The 15919-nt window shown below is 62.9% G+C and carries 12 protein-coding genes and 1 pseudogene; 3 read left to right on the forward strand and 10 right to left on the reverse strand.

Going from position 1 to position 15919, the window contains the following annotated elements; all coding sequences use genetic code 11:
* Positions 1-743 precede the first annotated feature (743 nt).
* Entirely contained in the window at positions 744-1220 is a 477-nt protein-coding gene (locus NCR35_RS28360) for a hypothetical protein (protein ID WP_250537230.1), read from the reverse strand.
* 1373 nt (positions 1221-2593) lie between these two features.
* On the opposite strand from NCR35_RS28360, the pseudogene NCR35_RS30120 reads away from it, so the two are divergent.
* Positions 2594-2842 (forward strand): annotated as a pseudogene (locus tag NCR35_RS30120) (methyl-accepting chemotaxis protein); the annotation flags it as partial.
* A gap of 689 nt (positions 2843-3531) precedes the next feature.
* Here NCR35_RS30120 and NCR35_RS28370 read toward each other — a convergent pair.
* The 9 genes from NCR35_RS28370 to NCR35_RS28410 all read right to left on the reverse strand — a co-directional run bounded on the left by NCR35_RS28370 (position 3532) and on the right by NCR35_RS28410 (position 12474).
* Complete coding sequence (locus NCR35_RS28370; protein ID WP_250537231.1) at positions 3532-4536, reverse strand: GntR family transcriptional regulator; 1005 nt, start codon at positions 4534-4536, stop codon at positions 3532-3534.
* Between the two features lie 100 nt (positions 4537-4636).
* Positions 4637-5818, reverse strand: coding sequence for an ABC transporter substrate-binding protein (locus NCR35_RS28375; RefSeq protein ID WP_502801734.1), 1182 nt, complete (start codon positions 5816-5818; stop codon positions 4637-4639).
* Between the two features lie 38 nt (positions 5819-5856).
* Positions 5857-6918: a CobW family GTP-binding protein gene (locus tag NCR35_RS28380; protein ID WP_250537232.1), complete on the reverse strand. Its 1062-nt coding sequence runs from the start codon at positions 6916-6918 to the stop codon at positions 5857-5859.
* Entirely contained in the window at positions 6915-7235 is a 321-nt protein-coding gene (locus NCR35_RS28385) for a hypothetical protein (protein ID WP_350029238.1), read from the reverse strand. The genes NCR35_RS28380 and NCR35_RS28385 overlap by 4 nt, the downstream gene beginning before the upstream one ends.
* Positions 7232-7990: an SDR family NAD(P)-dependent oxidoreductase gene (locus NCR35_RS28390; protein ID WP_250537233.1), complete on the reverse strand. Its 759-nt coding sequence runs from the start codon at positions 7988-7990 to the stop codon at positions 7232-7234. Before NCR35_RS28390 ends, NCR35_RS28385 begins: the two co-directional genes overlap by 4 nt.
* A gap of 25 nt (positions 7991-8015) precedes the next feature.
* Positions 8016-8771, reverse strand: coding sequence for an SDR family NAD(P)-dependent oxidoreductase (locus tag NCR35_RS28395; RefSeq protein ID WP_250537234.1), 756 nt, complete (start codon positions 8769-8771; stop codon positions 8016-8018).
* A gap of 18 nt (positions 8772-8789) precedes the next feature.
* Positions 8790-10127 (reverse strand): MFS transporter, encoded by a 1338-nt coding sequence (locus tag NCR35_RS28400; protein ID WP_250537235.1) that lies wholly within the window; start codon positions 10125-10127, stop codon positions 8790-8792.
* 61 nt (positions 10128-10188) lie between these two features.
* Positions 10189-11070, reverse strand: coding sequence for a polysaccharide deacetylase family protein (locus NCR35_RS28405; protein ID WP_250537236.1), 882 nt, complete (start codon positions 11068-11070; stop codon positions 10189-10191).
* Between the two features lie 27 nt (positions 11071-11097).
* Positions 11098-12474, reverse strand: coding sequence for an amidase family protein (locus tag NCR35_RS28410; RefSeq protein WP_250537237.1), 1377 nt, complete (start codon positions 12472-12474; stop codon positions 11098-11100).
* A gap of 271 nt (positions 12475-12745) precedes the next feature.
* Between NCR35_RS28410 and hydA the strand changes: the two genes are divergently transcribed.
* Together hydA and NCR35_RS28420 are read left to right on the forward strand one after the other, a co-directional pair.
* Positions 12746-14191, forward strand: a complete 1446-nt coding sequence (hydA, locus tag NCR35_RS28415) for a dihydropyrimidinase (RefSeq protein WP_250537238.1) — start codon at positions 12746-12748, stop codon at positions 14189-14191.
* A 51-nt stretch (positions 14192-14242) separates the two neighbouring features.
* Positions 14243-15883 carry an ABC transporter substrate-binding protein gene (locus NCR35_RS28420; protein ID WP_250537239.1) on the forward strand — a complete coding sequence of 547 codons (1641 nt, stop codon included), beginning with the start codon at positions 14243-14245 and terminating at the stop codon, positions 15881-15883.
* Positions 15884-15919: the final 36 nt, after the last annotated feature.

A 15919-nucleotide genomic window follows, 5' to 3' on the forward strand; every position in this document is an offset into this window, starting at 1 on the left:
AATGAAAGTGTCAATTCGCCTGAGGCCGTATTGAATCTGACACTTCGCATCGCGAAACCTCAATTCGTCTCTATCGTATTGATCTGTCGATGGAATGGACGCGGCAGAGAGTCAGGCAATTGTGCGGCCCTGCGACGGAGAGCAAGGTGCGATTCGCACCGACCCAGTTGCGGCCGGAAAAGCGGTCATTGCGATAAGAAGAGTTATCGCAATGGCGCGGTCTGCAAGCGCATCTGTAACCGTAGCCATGCTTGGGCAGGTCGTCGCAATCCTTGAACGGCAGCCGTCCGCCGGACACCGATGGCTCTTGAGGACTCTGAACAGCCTTTGGCGGCTGAAACATCAATATCGACACACGAACCTCTTTCGGACATCGGCCCGGTTCTCTGTGGTGCATTGGCACGCGTGCTCAGCCGGTCGCCGGTTCACGGTCATCGAGCGCAGACAGACGACAATGGGGGCGAGCGTCTTCAGTAGTAATCGGAGACGCACGAAGTCATTACTGTTTCAAGGTCGCGAGCAAGGCCGTGCAACCGCCGGGCCCACGGTCTCTTTTCGAGCGGCGAGGCGGGCGCGCTGTTGATGAGGCGCTGAACCGCTGAACAATCTCACGGGCCGTCTCACGCCTACCGAGCGGCTAGCGCGACTAGCTGACTTTACGCCGACGCCGGCCGACCCAAGGCCGCACGGCGCCCGCCGACCTCGAGACGATAGTGTTGTCGGGAGGCCTTCGCCGTGCTCCGCTAATGACTGCCTTTCACCGGAACGATGTTCTCAAGCTTTGCCAGCAATAGATCCTTTTGCTGCTCAGTGAGATGTGCAAGACCGGGATACATGTTGATTAATGCGAGCCTTTCGGGAGACGACTTGGAGGACAGCAGCATGAGCAATCCAGCCTTCTCACGCTCAGACAGTGATGACAGCTGGGGTAGCGCGTTGAGTTGCATCATAGCGGGTGACCAGGCTGGTGGCACCGCAGCTTCGTCAGCCGCTTTGGGCGACATCGATCCCTGCCATATCGGAGACGCTTTTTGCGGTTGCAATCGGCTAGGCGCTGTCGTCTCCTGCTGTGACACCGCGACTGGCGCGGGAGCGGACTCACCTCCGCCGCATCCACTAAGCATGGCGGCCAAGAGCACCAACCACGCAGCGGCGAAGCGGTCACGCTGGGCGCATGCGACGCGCCGCATGCGGCGGTTGACGTGAAGATATGATTGCATGATTGAGCGTCCGATCAGTCACCGACGCTGGGCCTGCGCTCATAGCATCATAACAACCGGCAGGCGCAGACGTGCCAGCGGCTACTGACACGTCGCTCCCCTATCCGGTTTCTAGCTGATAGAGCGAAAGAGGCGTCGCGTTGATCATGGACCCACGATGCTGATATACGGCTGAGTGAAGCCCGCGAAAGTCAGGGTGTACACGAAACTCGTAAGAGTTGGCGAACCCAGCGGTACCTTAGTCCAGTTCCCATTGGGGCAAGTCGCCGAGGCTAGTAATTCTTGAGTGGTAGGCGCAGACGTGCTGAGAGCTGGCACTACGAGTTGCCCGTTTCGCGAAGGTCTCAATGTACCCGACGAGTCAGACTCGACCGTCTGCGTTTTGACATCCACGATTTGGCCACCATGGTTTCGACATTGAACGGTTCCTGAGTAGGTGGCCGACAGAATGGCCGTCGCGTTAGTGTTGCCGACACCACCGATCGTTGTGCCCGTACAGCTAACGTCCCGCGTCACCGGGTCAACGGTGCAGACTGGTTCGGCGGACCCGTTTGCGTAATGTGCTCCGCTAGGCCCATTGGCTGAAGCAGTTTCAGCTAGAGCTGGTGGAACAGCAAACGCGGCAACTAATGCAGCTAGAGCTAGAGTCTTCATTCTTGCCTCCATGAACCGGGTGCTGCCCTAAACAACTAAGGAAGCGTTTCTTCCTTACTCGAACTAATTAGCTTGTTGGCTAATTTTCGCCCTCCTCCTCCATCCGTGTAATAGGCCAATTGCTCGTACGGGTCGGGATTGTAAAATGTATTTAGTAATCCAAAGGATTGCCCAACGTGGCTTCTCACATAAGTCCTTCGCGATATCCGACGGGAATCTAATTCGCAGTCATTCGACCTTGGTTTGCAGTGGGGAACAGAACTTGTGTCACATAGACCTAGGCTAGAATACGGCTCCCTCAAGTCAAGATAGATTCGCCAAATCGCGGCTCTCCCGTTCTTCAAGTGAAGAAACATTTGCCGCAATTGGAGCCGCCCACATTTCTTGAATGATTCGGCAAAAAGGTCGGGCGGACGCGAGATCTAAGTGGGGACTCCTTTGATAGCCGGGATGGAACGATAGGACTACCGTGCCTTCCCAACCGCGCGACGGTAGCCACAGTCGCGTTCGCCAATCGCATAGTCAGAAGAAATGCCTGCCTCAGTGCGGCGTTCGGTCTCGCTCGACGGATTCTCGGAAGTGCGCGTCGGGCTCGGAGTGCGTGATTAGCGAATCAGCCACGCTCAAAATGTGCTGAAGGATGCTGCTCGCGGTTTATCCACCTTCGCCTCCGCTTAGCGGCTTACGCGCGGGCGGCGTCGCAGGATGCGTTTTCGCCAAGGGCTGGAGAGTCGATTAAGCTCGTCGGCGCAGCTGTCCAACGGGTTACAAATATTGTCCACGAGATTGCGTCCGCGTCTAACGAACAAAGCCGCGGTGTACAGCAAATAAACGTAGCGATCTCGCAGATGGTCAAAGTCACGCAGCAGAACGCATCTTTGGTGGAGGAAGCAGCTGCTGCGGCCGGTTCAATGCGGGATCAAGCGCAGCAACTGAAAGTAGCCGTCGCGGTGTTCAGAACGGTCTAGACATCTTATGCACTAGCGCTCAGCACAGATGATGTCAGGGTTCTGCGGGCCCGCGTCGCTGCCGTCTTTCTGTAACGCCCGCGAGATTGCGGTCGATGGCTCCCCTCGGAATGAAGGCGCTTGACTGCCTGCCCCACAAGGTTCTCTCGCCCGATGCGGCGATTCATCCTATGTGGGCCAGTGGGCCCGGCGGCGTGACATGGGTAAACGGCCGCGTTATCTCAAGTGTTCACCACCTCAAACTCGCTTTTCACCGTTCTCTCTGCTGTACGTACTTGGTCCGAGGGACGGACATCACCGCCATTGTCCTTGAACATACCGCACGACGGAGCGACATACGCTTGATTTCGCTCGAACCTGCAACTCCCGTGCGTGCGCCGGCCTTATCTGGAGTAGCGCGAACAATCGTTATACCGCGGTCCGTGCTTTTCCTACTATCGTCCGTACCACGACCTGACAGGAAAGCCGCCTGGAGAGCCAAATTGGAGAGACGTGCCCGCCTAGCACCGTGCGTTGACGTGGCATGCGAGCACTAAGCAAAGAACCCCGGCGCTTAGTCCGCTGAAGGGATCGATGATGGAGCCTTTGTCCCTTTGGCTATTTTCATTTCCAGGGTGATCGATAGAATTCCTGGAACAAGATAGGGACTTTTGCGCCCTAACTGCTGACACCCGCTAATTGACGACTGGTTATGCTATACGCTGCAAGTAACCGGGCAGGTCAGGTTCCGGCAGTACGGCCAGCACCTTCAACCGCTGACGCGTGCGTTTCTCGCCCCGACGCAGATGCTCTTCCAGAGCCCGCGAAGCCGCGCGCACGTCTCCGGCCACGAGATGCTCGAGGACGGCGCGATGTTCCAGCAACGTGCCCATCTCGGGGTGCAGCCGGAAGGCATCGTAGAAGGCGTGATTCACGATGAGCGGCATATGCGCGTGGCTCACGGCCGCCAGCAGCTTGCGGTTCGGCGCGTAAGAGAGGAACTTGTCGTGCAGGGTCTTTTCGAGTTCGTAGAGAACCGCCGCATCGATCGAGTCGGGATTCCCGATCGCGCGTTCGATATCGGCAAGCGCCGCTTTCACTTCCTCCGTCGGCAGCAGCGGCGCGCTCATGCGCAGCGCGGCCGGCTCGAGCAGCACGCGCAACTCATAGTCCTCGCGCACCGCCCGCGCGGTCAGCGGCCCGCACAGCCAGTGCGAGTAGGCCGACTTTTCGACGAGCCCTCGGTCGCGCAGCCGGTTCAACGCTTCACGCACCGTGCCGCGGCTGACGCCGAAGGTCGCGGCGGCATCGCTCTCATCGATGCGAAAGTGTCCGAAGACGATGCCGAGAGAAATCGCCGCTTCCATCGAATCGTAGATGCGCTCGCTGTTCGATGGGATGTCGAGCGGCTCGGGCCGGCTGTCGAAACCGAGCGCCTCTTCCGAAAGCGGCGCGCGCACCGGCTCTGGCACCCCGCCGTTCGCGCCTGCGACGAGATAGCCGCGACCCTCGAACGTATGCAGGAGGCCGCCTGCGTGAAGCATCTCGAAGGCCTTTCGCACCGGCACACGGCTCGTGCCGAAGATGCGGGCGACGGGTCCTTCCAGTAGCACGAGGCCCGGTTTCACGCGGCCAAGTTCGATGGCGGCTCTCAGACGATCGTAGATCACGCGATACCGGAGCCGGCTATCGGTTTCAACGAGGTTGTCGCCCACCGTCGTATCCGTCGGTACATTCGGCCCGATCGATTCTGCCCTGGCGCGTGAAGTTCGTGCAGCGGTTGTCCGTCTTGTCATCGTGGAACGAACGGCGCCATCAAGACCGCATGAACTCGGTCCAGCGGCGCACGAGGTAGTTATGCTCATCCATGACCGAATCCCAGACCGCGATCCGGCTCATGCGTGCGACGTAATCGCCGCCGTCGCGCATCTGGCCCGCCTGAACCAGATGCTGGCTGGTCGGACCCGGCAAGTCTGTCGACGCCGGCGCACCATCGTACCAGTACGCCCATTCCGCGGTGCTCATGTGACCGCGCGATCGCTCCGGATTGGAGATATAGAAGCCCTGCCGCGCCATCGTCGCCCCGGCCCAGCCTTCGAGCCACCAGTTGAGGTACTCGTAGGCGGCATCGAGCACCCGGCCATGCGCGAGCCTCGATATACCGAGCCCGCCGAACCACGCCCGATACCCTTCTCGCGGCCGCGCGAGGCGAAAGCGCAAGCCGGCGCGCTCTAGTTCGATGGTCGCAGGAGACCATATGCTTTGAATCACCACCTTGTTCGCGATCATGAGTTGCGCCGCTTCGGCGAAGCTCGACCAGAAGCCCGCAAAGTGGCCGCGGCGCTTGAACTCGATAAGCGTCGCGATCAACTGGTCGATCTCCTCTATCTCGAGGTTGCCGATGTCCTTGAAGCGCATGAGCCCGCTCGCTTCGACGGCGAGCGCCGCGTCTATCGCACCAATGGCCGCGTCCGCCTGCAGCGCCACGCGGCCCGCGAGTTCGGGGGCTAGCAGCCAGGCCCAGCTTTCCTCTCCGGCCGTAAGCGTGGCCGGCAGCGCGTCGTCGAGATAGACGAAGCTGTCCGCGTTGTGGGTGAGCGGCAGCATGCTGATGCGCTCGCTCGGCGTGCGCCCCAGCGACCCGTCGCTCTGCACGAAAAGGCGATCCGCCGGCACGCTGCCCGCCGCCCGGCGCACAGCAGAGCGGCCGATACGCCCGGTCCGTGGCAACGCATTGATCTCTTCCCAGCGCCGGACGCGCGAGCAGTCGATCGGCTGCAGTGCATGCGTCGGCCATAGACAATCGAGGCTGTGAAACCACTGATCGTAAAGCTCGTAGCGCTCCGGATGCATTGCACCTTCGCGCTGCACGCTGGAGCCGTCGTCGACAATGAAACGCAGGCGAATCCCAAGGTCGTGTTCGGCGCGCTCGCGAATGTGCTCCTGAAGCGTGACGGACGTACCGAGCACCCGCAGTTCGACCTTCGACGGGTGAATGGCTGGCGCGGACGCGGGCGACTTCGGGCGGACGGATTTCAATCTACGGTTTCGACTGTCTGAAGATGCCGGCAGAACCGGCGATACGACTGCTCGACGGCGTCGCGCCCAAGCCCTTGTGCGATGAAGACGAGCCGCGAGCGCGGAGTGGCGTCCGGCCACGCATCGAGATGCAGGACCGGATGCACGAGATGATGCACGGCGTGCAGGACGACCGGCTGCGCGACGCCGGCGAGCGCGAGCAGTCCCTTGACCCGCAGGATGGTATCACCGTGCCGGTTCAGCAGCATCGTGAGCCAGAGCGTGAAAAGAGGCCAGTCGATGGGTTCGTCGAATTCGATCGCGAACGCGGAAAGCGAGCCCAGGGCCTCGCGATGCGCAGGCACCGCATTGAGCCGCGCGAGCGGATTCGCGGCATTGCGCTCGGCGGATGACGGCGGGCGCGCACGCTGCACGAAGGCCGTGAAGTCGTGGGCATTCGCTGCGGCATCGAGCACGATCGATGCATCGTCCGCGCGCGTGCGCCGCGCCACGCGCGCGGCGGGATTCAGAGCCGTCAACATGAGTTCGAGCGCATCGAGCGTTTCAGCGTCGGCGAGATCGGCCTTGCTGATGACGATGCGGTCGGCAGCGGCCACCTGAGCCGTCCACTCGGGATGATGTTCGCGCTGGTGCGGGGCGTTGAGCGCATCGACGACGGTGACGATCGCCGAGATCGAGTAATGACTCGACACGATACGGTCGCCGAGCAAGGTCGCGACGATGGGCGCGGGCGTGGCAAGTCCGGTCGTTTCGAGCACCACGCGCGTGAACGGCGGCACTTCGCCGCGCGCCCTCTGCGAGAAGAGATGCGCGAGCGCGTCTTTCAGTTCGCCGCGAATCGCACAGCACACGCAGCCGTTATCGAGCAGGACCGTCTGCGCCTGCTCGACTTCGCCCATCAGCAAATGGTCGAGTCCGACTTCGCCGAACTCATTGACGAGCACGGCCGTGTCGCGGGCGGCGTCGCCCTTGAGGACATCGGCCAGCAGCGTCGACTTGCCGCTGCCGAGAAAGCCGGTGACGATCGTCACGGGAATAACGTCGTAGGCAAGGCTCATGGCGAAACTTCATCCTCGGAGAACAGCGTCAGCGGATCGAGCGGGCGGCCGAGCATGGTTTCGGCGGCTTTCCAGATCTGCATGAAGTCGTCGACGATGACCTGCGCCCCCGTCGGCGACGCGAGCACGAATGACTGCCCGTGGAAATCGGCGAGCCTGAGCCGATATTTCCGCAGCAGACGATTCGCATGCGTGATCTGCACGTAGCGCTGCCGCCGCGCATTCGCGCCCTCACCCGCCGCGACTGTGTTCGACCAGTGACGCCCGCCCCCCAATAATCCGCACATGCCGCACATTGCGTCGTCCTCCTGCTTCAAGGCATCACGTCGCCCGAGTTCGGGCCGAGCGTCTGGCCGACGAACAGGTTGCCGCCGGGATCTGATGCGAGCAGTACGGCCGCCGGCGCGACTTCTTCCGGGCGTCCGAAGCGCCTGAGCGGCAGTTCCTTCGACTTGGACTCCTTCCAGGCCGCGCTGATGCCATCGACAAGCGGCGTTTCGATCGGCCCGGGCGCAATGGCGTTGACGAGCACGTTGTCCGGCGCGGCCTCGATCGCAAGCGACTTCGTGAATCCGATCACGCCTGCCTTGGCCGCCGAATAGTGCGTCAGTTCAGCGCCGCCCTTGATGCCGAGTTGCGACGCCACGTTGATGATGCGCCCCCAGCGCTGCGCCGTCATGGACGGTAGCGCGCGCCGGGAGCACAGGAAGACGCTGCGCAGATCGACGCGCATCATCTCGTCCCACATCTGTGTGCTGAGGTCGGTGCAGCGCGCCTGCGTGAGCATGCCCGCATTGTTCACCAGAATGTCGATGCCGCCGTACACCTCGACACATCGATCGACGATGCCGTGCGCGCCCGCCTCGTCGCCGACATCGGCGGTGACCGTCTCGACTTGCACGCCGAGCGCCCGGCACGCGTCGGCTTGCGCTTCAAGACGCGCTTCGTTGAGATCGGCGAGCACGAGGCGCGCGCCCGCTTCGGCATAGGCGAGCGCGATGGCTGCCCCGATGCCGCTTGCCGAACCGGTGACGACGGCGCGGCGGCCGTCGAGTGAGAATGTCGAAGCCATGTGTGAGCGTCCTGTATGCAGTGAACTAGCCCGGCCAGCGCACGGTCAGTCCACCGTCCGCGATGATCGACTGACCGGTGATGTACGAAGCGTCGTCGCTCGTCAGATAGCGGATCAGCGCAGCGATTTCGTGCGGTCTGCCGACGCGTCCGAGTGGAATGCCCTTCGCCGCTTCACGCAAGCCTTCGGGTCCGAGCGAGTTGACGGCGTCGAGCGACTGCGGCGTCTCGATCAGGCCGGGAATGACCGCGTTGCAGCGGATGCCGCGCGGCGCGAGTTCCATCGCGACGGCGCGGCACAGGCCGGGCACGCCCGACTTCGCCGCCGAGTAATGCGTGTGGTTTTCCCACCCGTACACGCCGCCCGCGATCGACGACACGGCGACCATCGCGCCGCCGTCGCTTATATGTCGCGCCGCCGCGCGGAAGGTTCGCATCACGCCCGACAAGTCGACATCGAGCATCTGGTGCCACTGCTCGTCGGTCATGTCCGTCAGCGGCGACGCGCGCAAAAGGCCGGCGTTGGCGACGGCATAGTCGATGCGCCCGAAGCGTTCCATCGCAACGGTCGCGAAGGCTTCCACCTGTTCAGCGGATGTCACGTCCACGGCGTGCATCACGCATTGCCCGCCCGCCTCTTCGACGGCGCGCGCGGTGGATTGCGGATCATGCGGATCGCCGGGGAAATAGCCGCCGACCACCGCGACGCCGATCTGCGCGTAAGCCACGGCAAGCGCCTGCCCGATGCCGCTCGCCGCGCCCGTTACCAAAGCTGCTTTCACGAGAACTCTCCAGTCGGATTATTTGGTCTCGGCGGGATTCACATGCCGCGCAAAGAAAATCAGCACGCCCGAGAGGAAGCACGGCACCGCGCCGAACCACAGCGCTGCGTGCAGCCAGTCGCCGCCGTGATTGAGCATCGACGTCACGCCGACGCCGGCGAGAATCGCACCGATCGGACCCATGGCGTGGACGATCGAGCTGCCGGTGCCGCGGATCGCGGTCGGATAGCTTTCGCCGATGAAAAACAGCGCCGCCGAATACGGTCCGATCAGGAAGAACAGTCCGAGGCTATACAGCGCGACGACCACGCCCGCGCTGCTCGGGCCGAACAGCATGCCCGCGAACGACAGCCCGCCGAGCATCCAGCCGATCGCAAGCGTGTTGCGCCGGCCGATCTTGTCGCCGATGAAGCCGTGGCTCAGATAGCCGCAATAGCCGATCACGTTCGACAGCACCAGAATCAGCAGCGAGTTCTCGAACGAAACGTTGTGCACGCGCGTGAGCACCGTCGTGCCGAGCACGCTGAAGACCTGAATCGCCGACCAGTTGAGCAGAATGCCACCGCCCAGCACGAGCGTCGCGCGCAACGCGCTGCCGCGAAACGCCTCCGCGAGACCCGCGCGGCTGTGCTCTTCGTAATCGACGGAATGCGCGCTCGCCAGCGTGCGCGCTTCGCCGTCCTGCCCTGCTTCGCGCAGGTGCTTGATGCGCTTGTGCAGGATGAACTGCGGGCTTTCCTTCAGGCGCCGCGTCATGAAGAAGATGACGATGGCGGGAAACGTCGCGAAGATGAAGCAGCCCTGCCAACCGATGCGCGGCAGCAACAGCGCGGTCAGGCCCGACGCGATGAGCGCGCCGATCGGCCAGCCGCCCTGCACCAGGCTATAGATGAAGCCTTTGTTGCGATTGAGCTTCGGATCGTTGGCGGCCGAATACAGTTCGTTGAGATATGTCGCATTGACGGTTTCCTCGGCATAGCCGAGCCCCGACAGCGAGCGGATCAACACGAGCGGCACCTGCCCCATTGCGCCGCCGACGACCGTGAGCCCCGAACACAAGGCGGCGCCCGCGACCGTCCACAGCAGGCCGGCTTTTCGTCCGAGCCTGTCGAGTAACGGCCCGATGGCAAAAGCAATCACCGCCGTGCCAATGGCGACGAGCGTGGCGATCTCCGCCTGCGCCGCCGCATCCCAGTTGTAGTGTTTGCCGATCTCCGGCAGCAGCGTGCCGAACAGAATGAAGTCGTAAACGGCGAACACCCACGCGAAGAACGCGACGATGGTCGCCCGCTTCACGTCGGACGGCAGAATCTGCTCCAGCCGGAAGCCGGAGGCGGACAACGGATTTTCTTTCATCGTGGCGCTCCTTTGGAGCTCGGGTGTGGACATGATCGGGGCTCTCGTCGCTGAGGTCGTGTCAGGATTGGCGCGGCTGGCGGCGCAGGAAGTCGTCGGCGATTTGATCACAGGTGCAAAAGCGCACGCCTTCGTGCTTGCGGAAATGCGCGATCAGGCGCTCGAGCATCATCAGCACCTGCGCGCGGCCGGAAACGTCCGGATGGATCGTGATGGGAAAGACCGCGTAGTCGTGCTCGCGGTACACCCAGTCGAACTGGTCGCGCCACATTTCTTCGATATCGCGCGGGTTGACGAAGCCGTGACTGTTGGGCGCCTTCTTGATGAACATCATCGGCGGTAGATCGTCGAGGTACCAGTTCGCCGGGATCTCGACGAGATCGGTCTCCTGGCCACGCACGAGCGGCTTCATCCACGTGTCGGGATGTTTGCTGTAGTCGATCTTCGTCCACGAGTCGCCGACGCGCACGTAGTACGGGTGGTAGTCGTTGTGCATCAGGCTGTGGTCATACTTGATGCCCTTCTTCACCAGCAGTTCGTTGGTCACGTTGCTGAATTCCCACCACGGCGCCACATAGCCGGTCGGCCTGCGGCCCGACAGTTTCGTCACGAGTTCGATGCTGCGGTCGAGCACGGCTTCTTCCTGCTCGGGCGTCATTGCGATCGGGTTTTCGTGGCTGTAGCCGTGAATGCCGATCTCATGTCCCGCATCGGCGACGGCTTTCATCTGCTCGGGAAAGGTCTCGATGGAATGACCGGGGATGAACCACGTCGTCCTGATTTTCTCGCGCTCGAAGAGCCTCAGCAGGCGCATCGAACCGACTTCGCCCGCGAACAGGCCGCGTGAGATGTCGTCCGGCGAGTCTTCGCCGCCGTAAGAGCCGAGCCAGCCGGCGACCGCATCCACGTCGATGCCGAATGCGACCAGAATTTCCTTAGCCATGCGATGTTCTCCTTGAAGCGGTTGAAGTCAGTTCACTGCGACCGTCTGCTCGACGGCCTGCGCAACGGCGATGAGCGCGTCGTCGTCGTTTTGGGCGCGCATCAGTTGCACGCTGGTGGGAAGGCCCTGAGCGTCTGCCCCCGTGGGCATCGCGATAGCGGGTGTATCGAGAAAGCTGCCGGGCATCGTCATCGAGAGCGTGGCGAGATTCACGCGTGCGAACAGTTCGGCGTCGGCTTCGAGCGGCGCGCATTCGGGCGCCACGTGCGGCACAGTGGGCAGAACCAGCGTGTCGCCGCGAAGTTCGTCGGCGAATTGCGCGATGAGCCGCAAGCGCTGCGCGAGCAGTTCGGCAAGACGCGGCGCCGGCACGTTCCGGCTCAGTTCGAGCCGCGTGCGCACGCGCTGGTCGATGCGCTCGGCATCGGCCGAATCGAGCACGCTGCGGTAGGCCTCGAAGGCCTCCAGCGAGCCGAACCAGCCACGTTCGCGAATGAGGTCGCAGGCGGCGTCGAACGCACCCACAGGCACTTCGTCGATGCGCGCGCCCGCTTTCGCTAGCCGCGCCAGGAAGTGCACGAAGTTGTCGGCGACGGCGCGGGTCACGGCAAAGCGCGCGTGCCAGCCGGACGGCACGACGAAGCGGGAGCCGCGCAGATCGGACAGCGCGCCGGTTGCTTCCCGGCCGCGCACCACGGCGTCGAAAGCGGCGCAGTCGGCCACGGTCCGGGCGAGCGGCCCGACGGTGTCGGCGGACTTCGAGAGGCCGGCCATGCCTTCTTGCGGATAACGCGCCCGGCTGGCGCGATAGCCGACGACCCCGTTCAGCGCGGCGGGCACGCGAATGGAGCCGGCGGTATCGGTGCCGACGGCAATCGGCACGACGCCCATCGCGACCGCGATCGCCGCCCCCGACGACGAGCCGCCCGGCACGCGATGTCCGCCACCTGCGACGGTTGCATCGAACGCTGGGTCGAAAGGCGTGCCGAAGTGCGGATTCAACCCGAGACCAGAGTAGGCGAACTCGCTGAGGTTCGTCTTGCCGATGCCGACGAGACCTGCGCGAACGGCCGCCGCGACGAGCGGCGCGTCGGCGCTTGCCGGGGCGCGGTTGCGAAACAGCGCCGAACCGACCGTCGTGACACTGCCGGCGATGTCGAACAAATCTTTCCAGGCGACCGGCACGCCGTCGAGCGCGCTCGCCGGGCGTCCGTCGCGCCAGCGCGCGGCTGCGGCGCGGGCTTCATCGACGGCTCGTGCTTCGTCGATGGAAATGAACGCGGTGTTCGCCTGACGCGCCGCAGCAAGGGAAGCCCGCACGACCTCCTCGACGTCCGCGCTGCCATTCGCATAGGCGGCGGCAAGCGCGACGGCGGATGCGGCATAAGCAGGGTGAGTTGGCAATCGAAGCTCCCTATTAATGTACTTCGTCAACAACATACGTTTACGATGCAAACGCCAAAAAAAAACCGCTACTGAGGGATTACCCTGATTAGCCGCTGCACGATTCCGGGTCGCGGGTGCTCGCTGGCACGAGGCGTCGGGAAAGGCTGTCATTCACACAGGGCTCGGCCTCGCTAGTCAACATCAATGTCAACACCCAATTTATTTTTGACATTTATTTTGGCGCTCTAATCTCGTCTCACATGTCAACAACGTAGATGACAACTGCACTATGAACGCAGCTTTCGACCTCGTCGTGCACAACGCAAAAGTCGCGACGGCAAGCGATACATTCCTGACCGACATCGGTGTATGCGAGGGCCGTATTGCTCAGATGGGGCTTTCGCTCGGCCCCGGCAAACGTGAAATCGACGCGGGCGGCCGCGACACCACGCCCGGCGGCATCGACGCCCATTGCCATCTCGATCAGCCCATCGCGCCGCCCGCGCGCATGACCGACGACTTCGAATCGGGCACGCGCTCCGCGGCATGCGGCGGGACCACCACCATCATCCCGTTCGCCGCCCAGCACAAAGGCGGGACGCTGCGCGCGGCCGTGGACGACTATCACCGGCGGGCGAACGGGCGTGCGTGCATCGACTATGGTTTTCATCTGATCGTGTCGGACCCGACGCCGGACATCATCGCGAATGAGCTGCCGCGACTCATCGCCGAGGGCTATACGTCGTTCAAGATCTACATGACGTACGAGGATCTGAAGCTCGACGACGGCCAGATCCTGCGTCTGCTTGCCCTCGCCCGCGCACACGGCGCAATGGCGATGATTCACGCCGAGAACAGCGACTGCATCGCCTGGCTCACGCAGAACCTGCTCGACGCGGGCCTCGCCGCGCCGCGCTATCACGCGGCATCGCGGCCGATGCTCGTCGAGCGGGAAGCGACGCATCGCGCGATCAGTCTGGCCGAACTCGTCAACGTTCCGATGCTGCTCGTGCACGTATCCGCGCGCGAAGCCGTCGAGCAGATTCAGTGGGCGCGCAACCGTGGCCTCAAGGTGTTGTCCGAGACCTGTCCGCAATATCTCTTTCTGACCGCCGAGGATCTCGGCATCGACGACAGCTACGAAGGCGCGCGATGCGTATGCAGTCCGCCGCCGCGTGACACCGCGAGTCAGCAGGCCATCTGGGCCGCGCTCGCGGACGGCACCTTCACGATTTTCTCGTCGGACCACGCGCCGTTTTCCTTCGACGACCCGCACGGCAAAAAGCCCGATGGCGAGGAAGTTGCGTTCCCGCACATTCCCAACGGGATTCCGGGTATCGAGACGCGTTTGCCGCTGCTGTATTCAGAGGGCGTGATGACGGGGCGCATTTCCGTCAACCGCTTCGTCGAGCTGACCGCGACGAATCCGGCAAAGACCTACGGCCTGCATCCGCGCAAAGGGACGATCGCGATCGGTTCGGACGCCGACTTCGTGATCTGGAACGAGCGACCCGGCGACCCGGTTGCGCTCACCAACGCGATGCTGCATCACGCGGTGGATTACACGCCGTACGAAGGCCGCGCGCTCTCAGCGTGGCCGGCCTACACGGTGGCCGGCGGCCAAATCGTGTGGGACGGCGAGCGTTTCTTCGGAACGCCCGGACGCGGACGCTTTCTCGCACGCGGGCTGCCGACCATTGTTCCAGGCAGGCCCGCCGAACGCGCGGCGCGCTGATTCTCAAGTCTCCAACGCCATTCGCCTCACTCTTCACGCAAGGAGCGTGTCATGTCGCAATCGTACGAAGCAGCCCGCGCGTCAGCATCGGCGCGAGCGGGTTCCCTCGGGTTTGGACGGCTCATCGCGGCCGCCGCCGCAATCGGCATCGCTGCGGGCGTGATGCCCGTGCATGCGCAAGGCAACAACGCGGTCCTCGTCGTAGCCGGTCCGCGCACGCCGGAATCGCTCGATCAGGAGTACCCGCCAACCGAAGCAGGCCACGAAGCGCGCCGCAACATCTATGAACGGCTGCTTTCGTACGAGACGAAGCCTGGCGAAAACGGCGTCACGGTGGAAGATTTCAGCAAGTTCCGCGGCGCCCTCGCGGAGAGTTGGGAGACGTCGCCGGACAAGACTTCGATCACATTCCGTCTGCGCCGCGGCGTGAAAAGCTATGTGGGCAACACGCTCACTGCCGACGACGTCATGTGGACCTTCGAGCGTGGCTGGAACCTCAAGGCGACGTTCCGCTGGTACATGACGCAGGTGCTGAAGATCAGCGACTTCAAGGCCGCGTTCCAGAAGATCGACGATCAGACGGTCAAGGTCACGCTGCCGAAGCCTTCGCCGCTGATCGAGCGCATCTGGGTGAACAACGATCTCGGAATCATCGATTCGGTCGAAATCAAGAAACACGTCACCTCCGACGATCCGTGGGGTTCACGCTGGCTCGCGAGCCATTCGGCATCTTTCGCGCCGTATCAGGTCACCAAGTACGCGCCGGGCCAGGAAGTCGTCTACGACGCGAACAAGAACTACTATCGCGGCGCGCCGAAGCTCACGCGCATCATGTTCCGCGAAATGCCGACGTCCGCGAACCGCCTTGCAGCGCTGCAGGCGGGCGCGGTCGACGTGGCGGAATGGCTTGCGCCGCGCGAGCAGGCCACGCTCGACAAGATGCCGGGCGTGAAGGTCTGGAAGGTTTACGGCAACTACATCCAGCGCGTGGAGATGAACAACAACATCGCGCCTTTCAACAACGAGAAGGTGCGCCAAGCGCTGAATTACGCGGTGCCGCGCGAGCAGATCCTGAAGTCGGTGTTTTACGGCACGGCGCGGCCGACGAAAAGCCCCGTGTCGGAGATCTATCCGGCCTATACCGCTCAGTATTATCACTACACCGAAGACCTGGATAAGGCGCGTTCGCTGCTAAAGGAAGCCGGCTACGAAAAGGGCTTCAAGACGCAACTCGGCTACCCGACCGGCGACCAGACCGAGGAAGAGCTCGCGATCATCCTGAAGACCGCGTTCTCGAAGATCGGCGTGGATGTCGAGTTGCAGAAGCTGCCGGCATCGACGCTCGTGGAGCGCTATTCGAAGGGCACGATCCCGATGTACTTCTTCCGCGACATGGCAATCGTCCCGGACGCCGCCTACGTGACGAACCTGTGGCTCAACAGCGCGTCGCTTATCAACTACTCGCATTACAAGAACGCCGAAGTCGATTCGCTCATCAACGAAAGCCTTTCCATCACTGACGAAGCGAAGCGCACGACCGAGATGCAGCGCGTCCAGGAACTCGTGATGAAGGAAGCGCCGTGGGTCTTTCTGATCAACCCGGGTTACCAGCTCGCCACGCGCGCGAACGTCAAGGGCTATAGCTGGAACACGACCAACGGCAACACCTGGTACGACTTCTCCAAGAACTAAGCAGCACCGGCGCGCGCACACCGGCCTCCTCGGGCG

Source organism: Caballeronia sp. AZ10_KS36, from assembly GCF_023631105.1.
Lineage (GTDB): Bacteria > Pseudomonadota > Gammaproteobacteria > Burkholderiales > Burkholderiaceae > Caballeronia.

What these genes read in the sequence shown, in the direction of transcription:
- NCR35_RS28360 (WP_250537230.1), bottom strand. Translation starts at nt 1,220, where the DNA reads ATGCAATCATATCTTCACGTCAACCGCCGCATGCGGCGCGTCGCATGC.
- NCR35_RS28380 (WP_250537232.1), bottom strand. Translation starts at nt 6,918, where the DNA reads ATGAGCCTTGCCTACGACGTTATTCCCGTGACGATCGTCACCGGCTTT.
- NCR35_RS28390 (WP_250537233.1), bottom strand. Translation starts at nt 7,990, where the DNA reads ATGGCTTCGACATTCTCACTCGACGGCCGCCGCGCCGTCGTCACCGGT.
- NCR35_RS28400 (WP_250537235.1), bottom strand. Translation starts at nt 10,127, where the DNA reads ATGAAAGAAAATCCGTTGTCCGCCTCCGGCTTCCGGCTGGAGCAGATT.
- NCR35_RS28405 (WP_250537236.1), bottom strand. Translation starts at nt 11,070, where the DNA reads ATGGCTAAGGAAATTCTGGTCGCATTCGGCATCGACGTGGATGCGGTC.
- hydA (WP_250537238.1), top strand. Translation starts at nt 12,746, where the DNA reads ATGAACGCAGCTTTCGACCTCGTCGTGCACAACGCAAAAGTCGCGACG.
- NCR35_RS28420 (WP_250537239.1), top strand. Translation starts at nt 14,243, where the DNA reads ATGTCGCAATCGTACGAAGCAGCCCGCGCGTCAGCATCGGCGCGAGCG.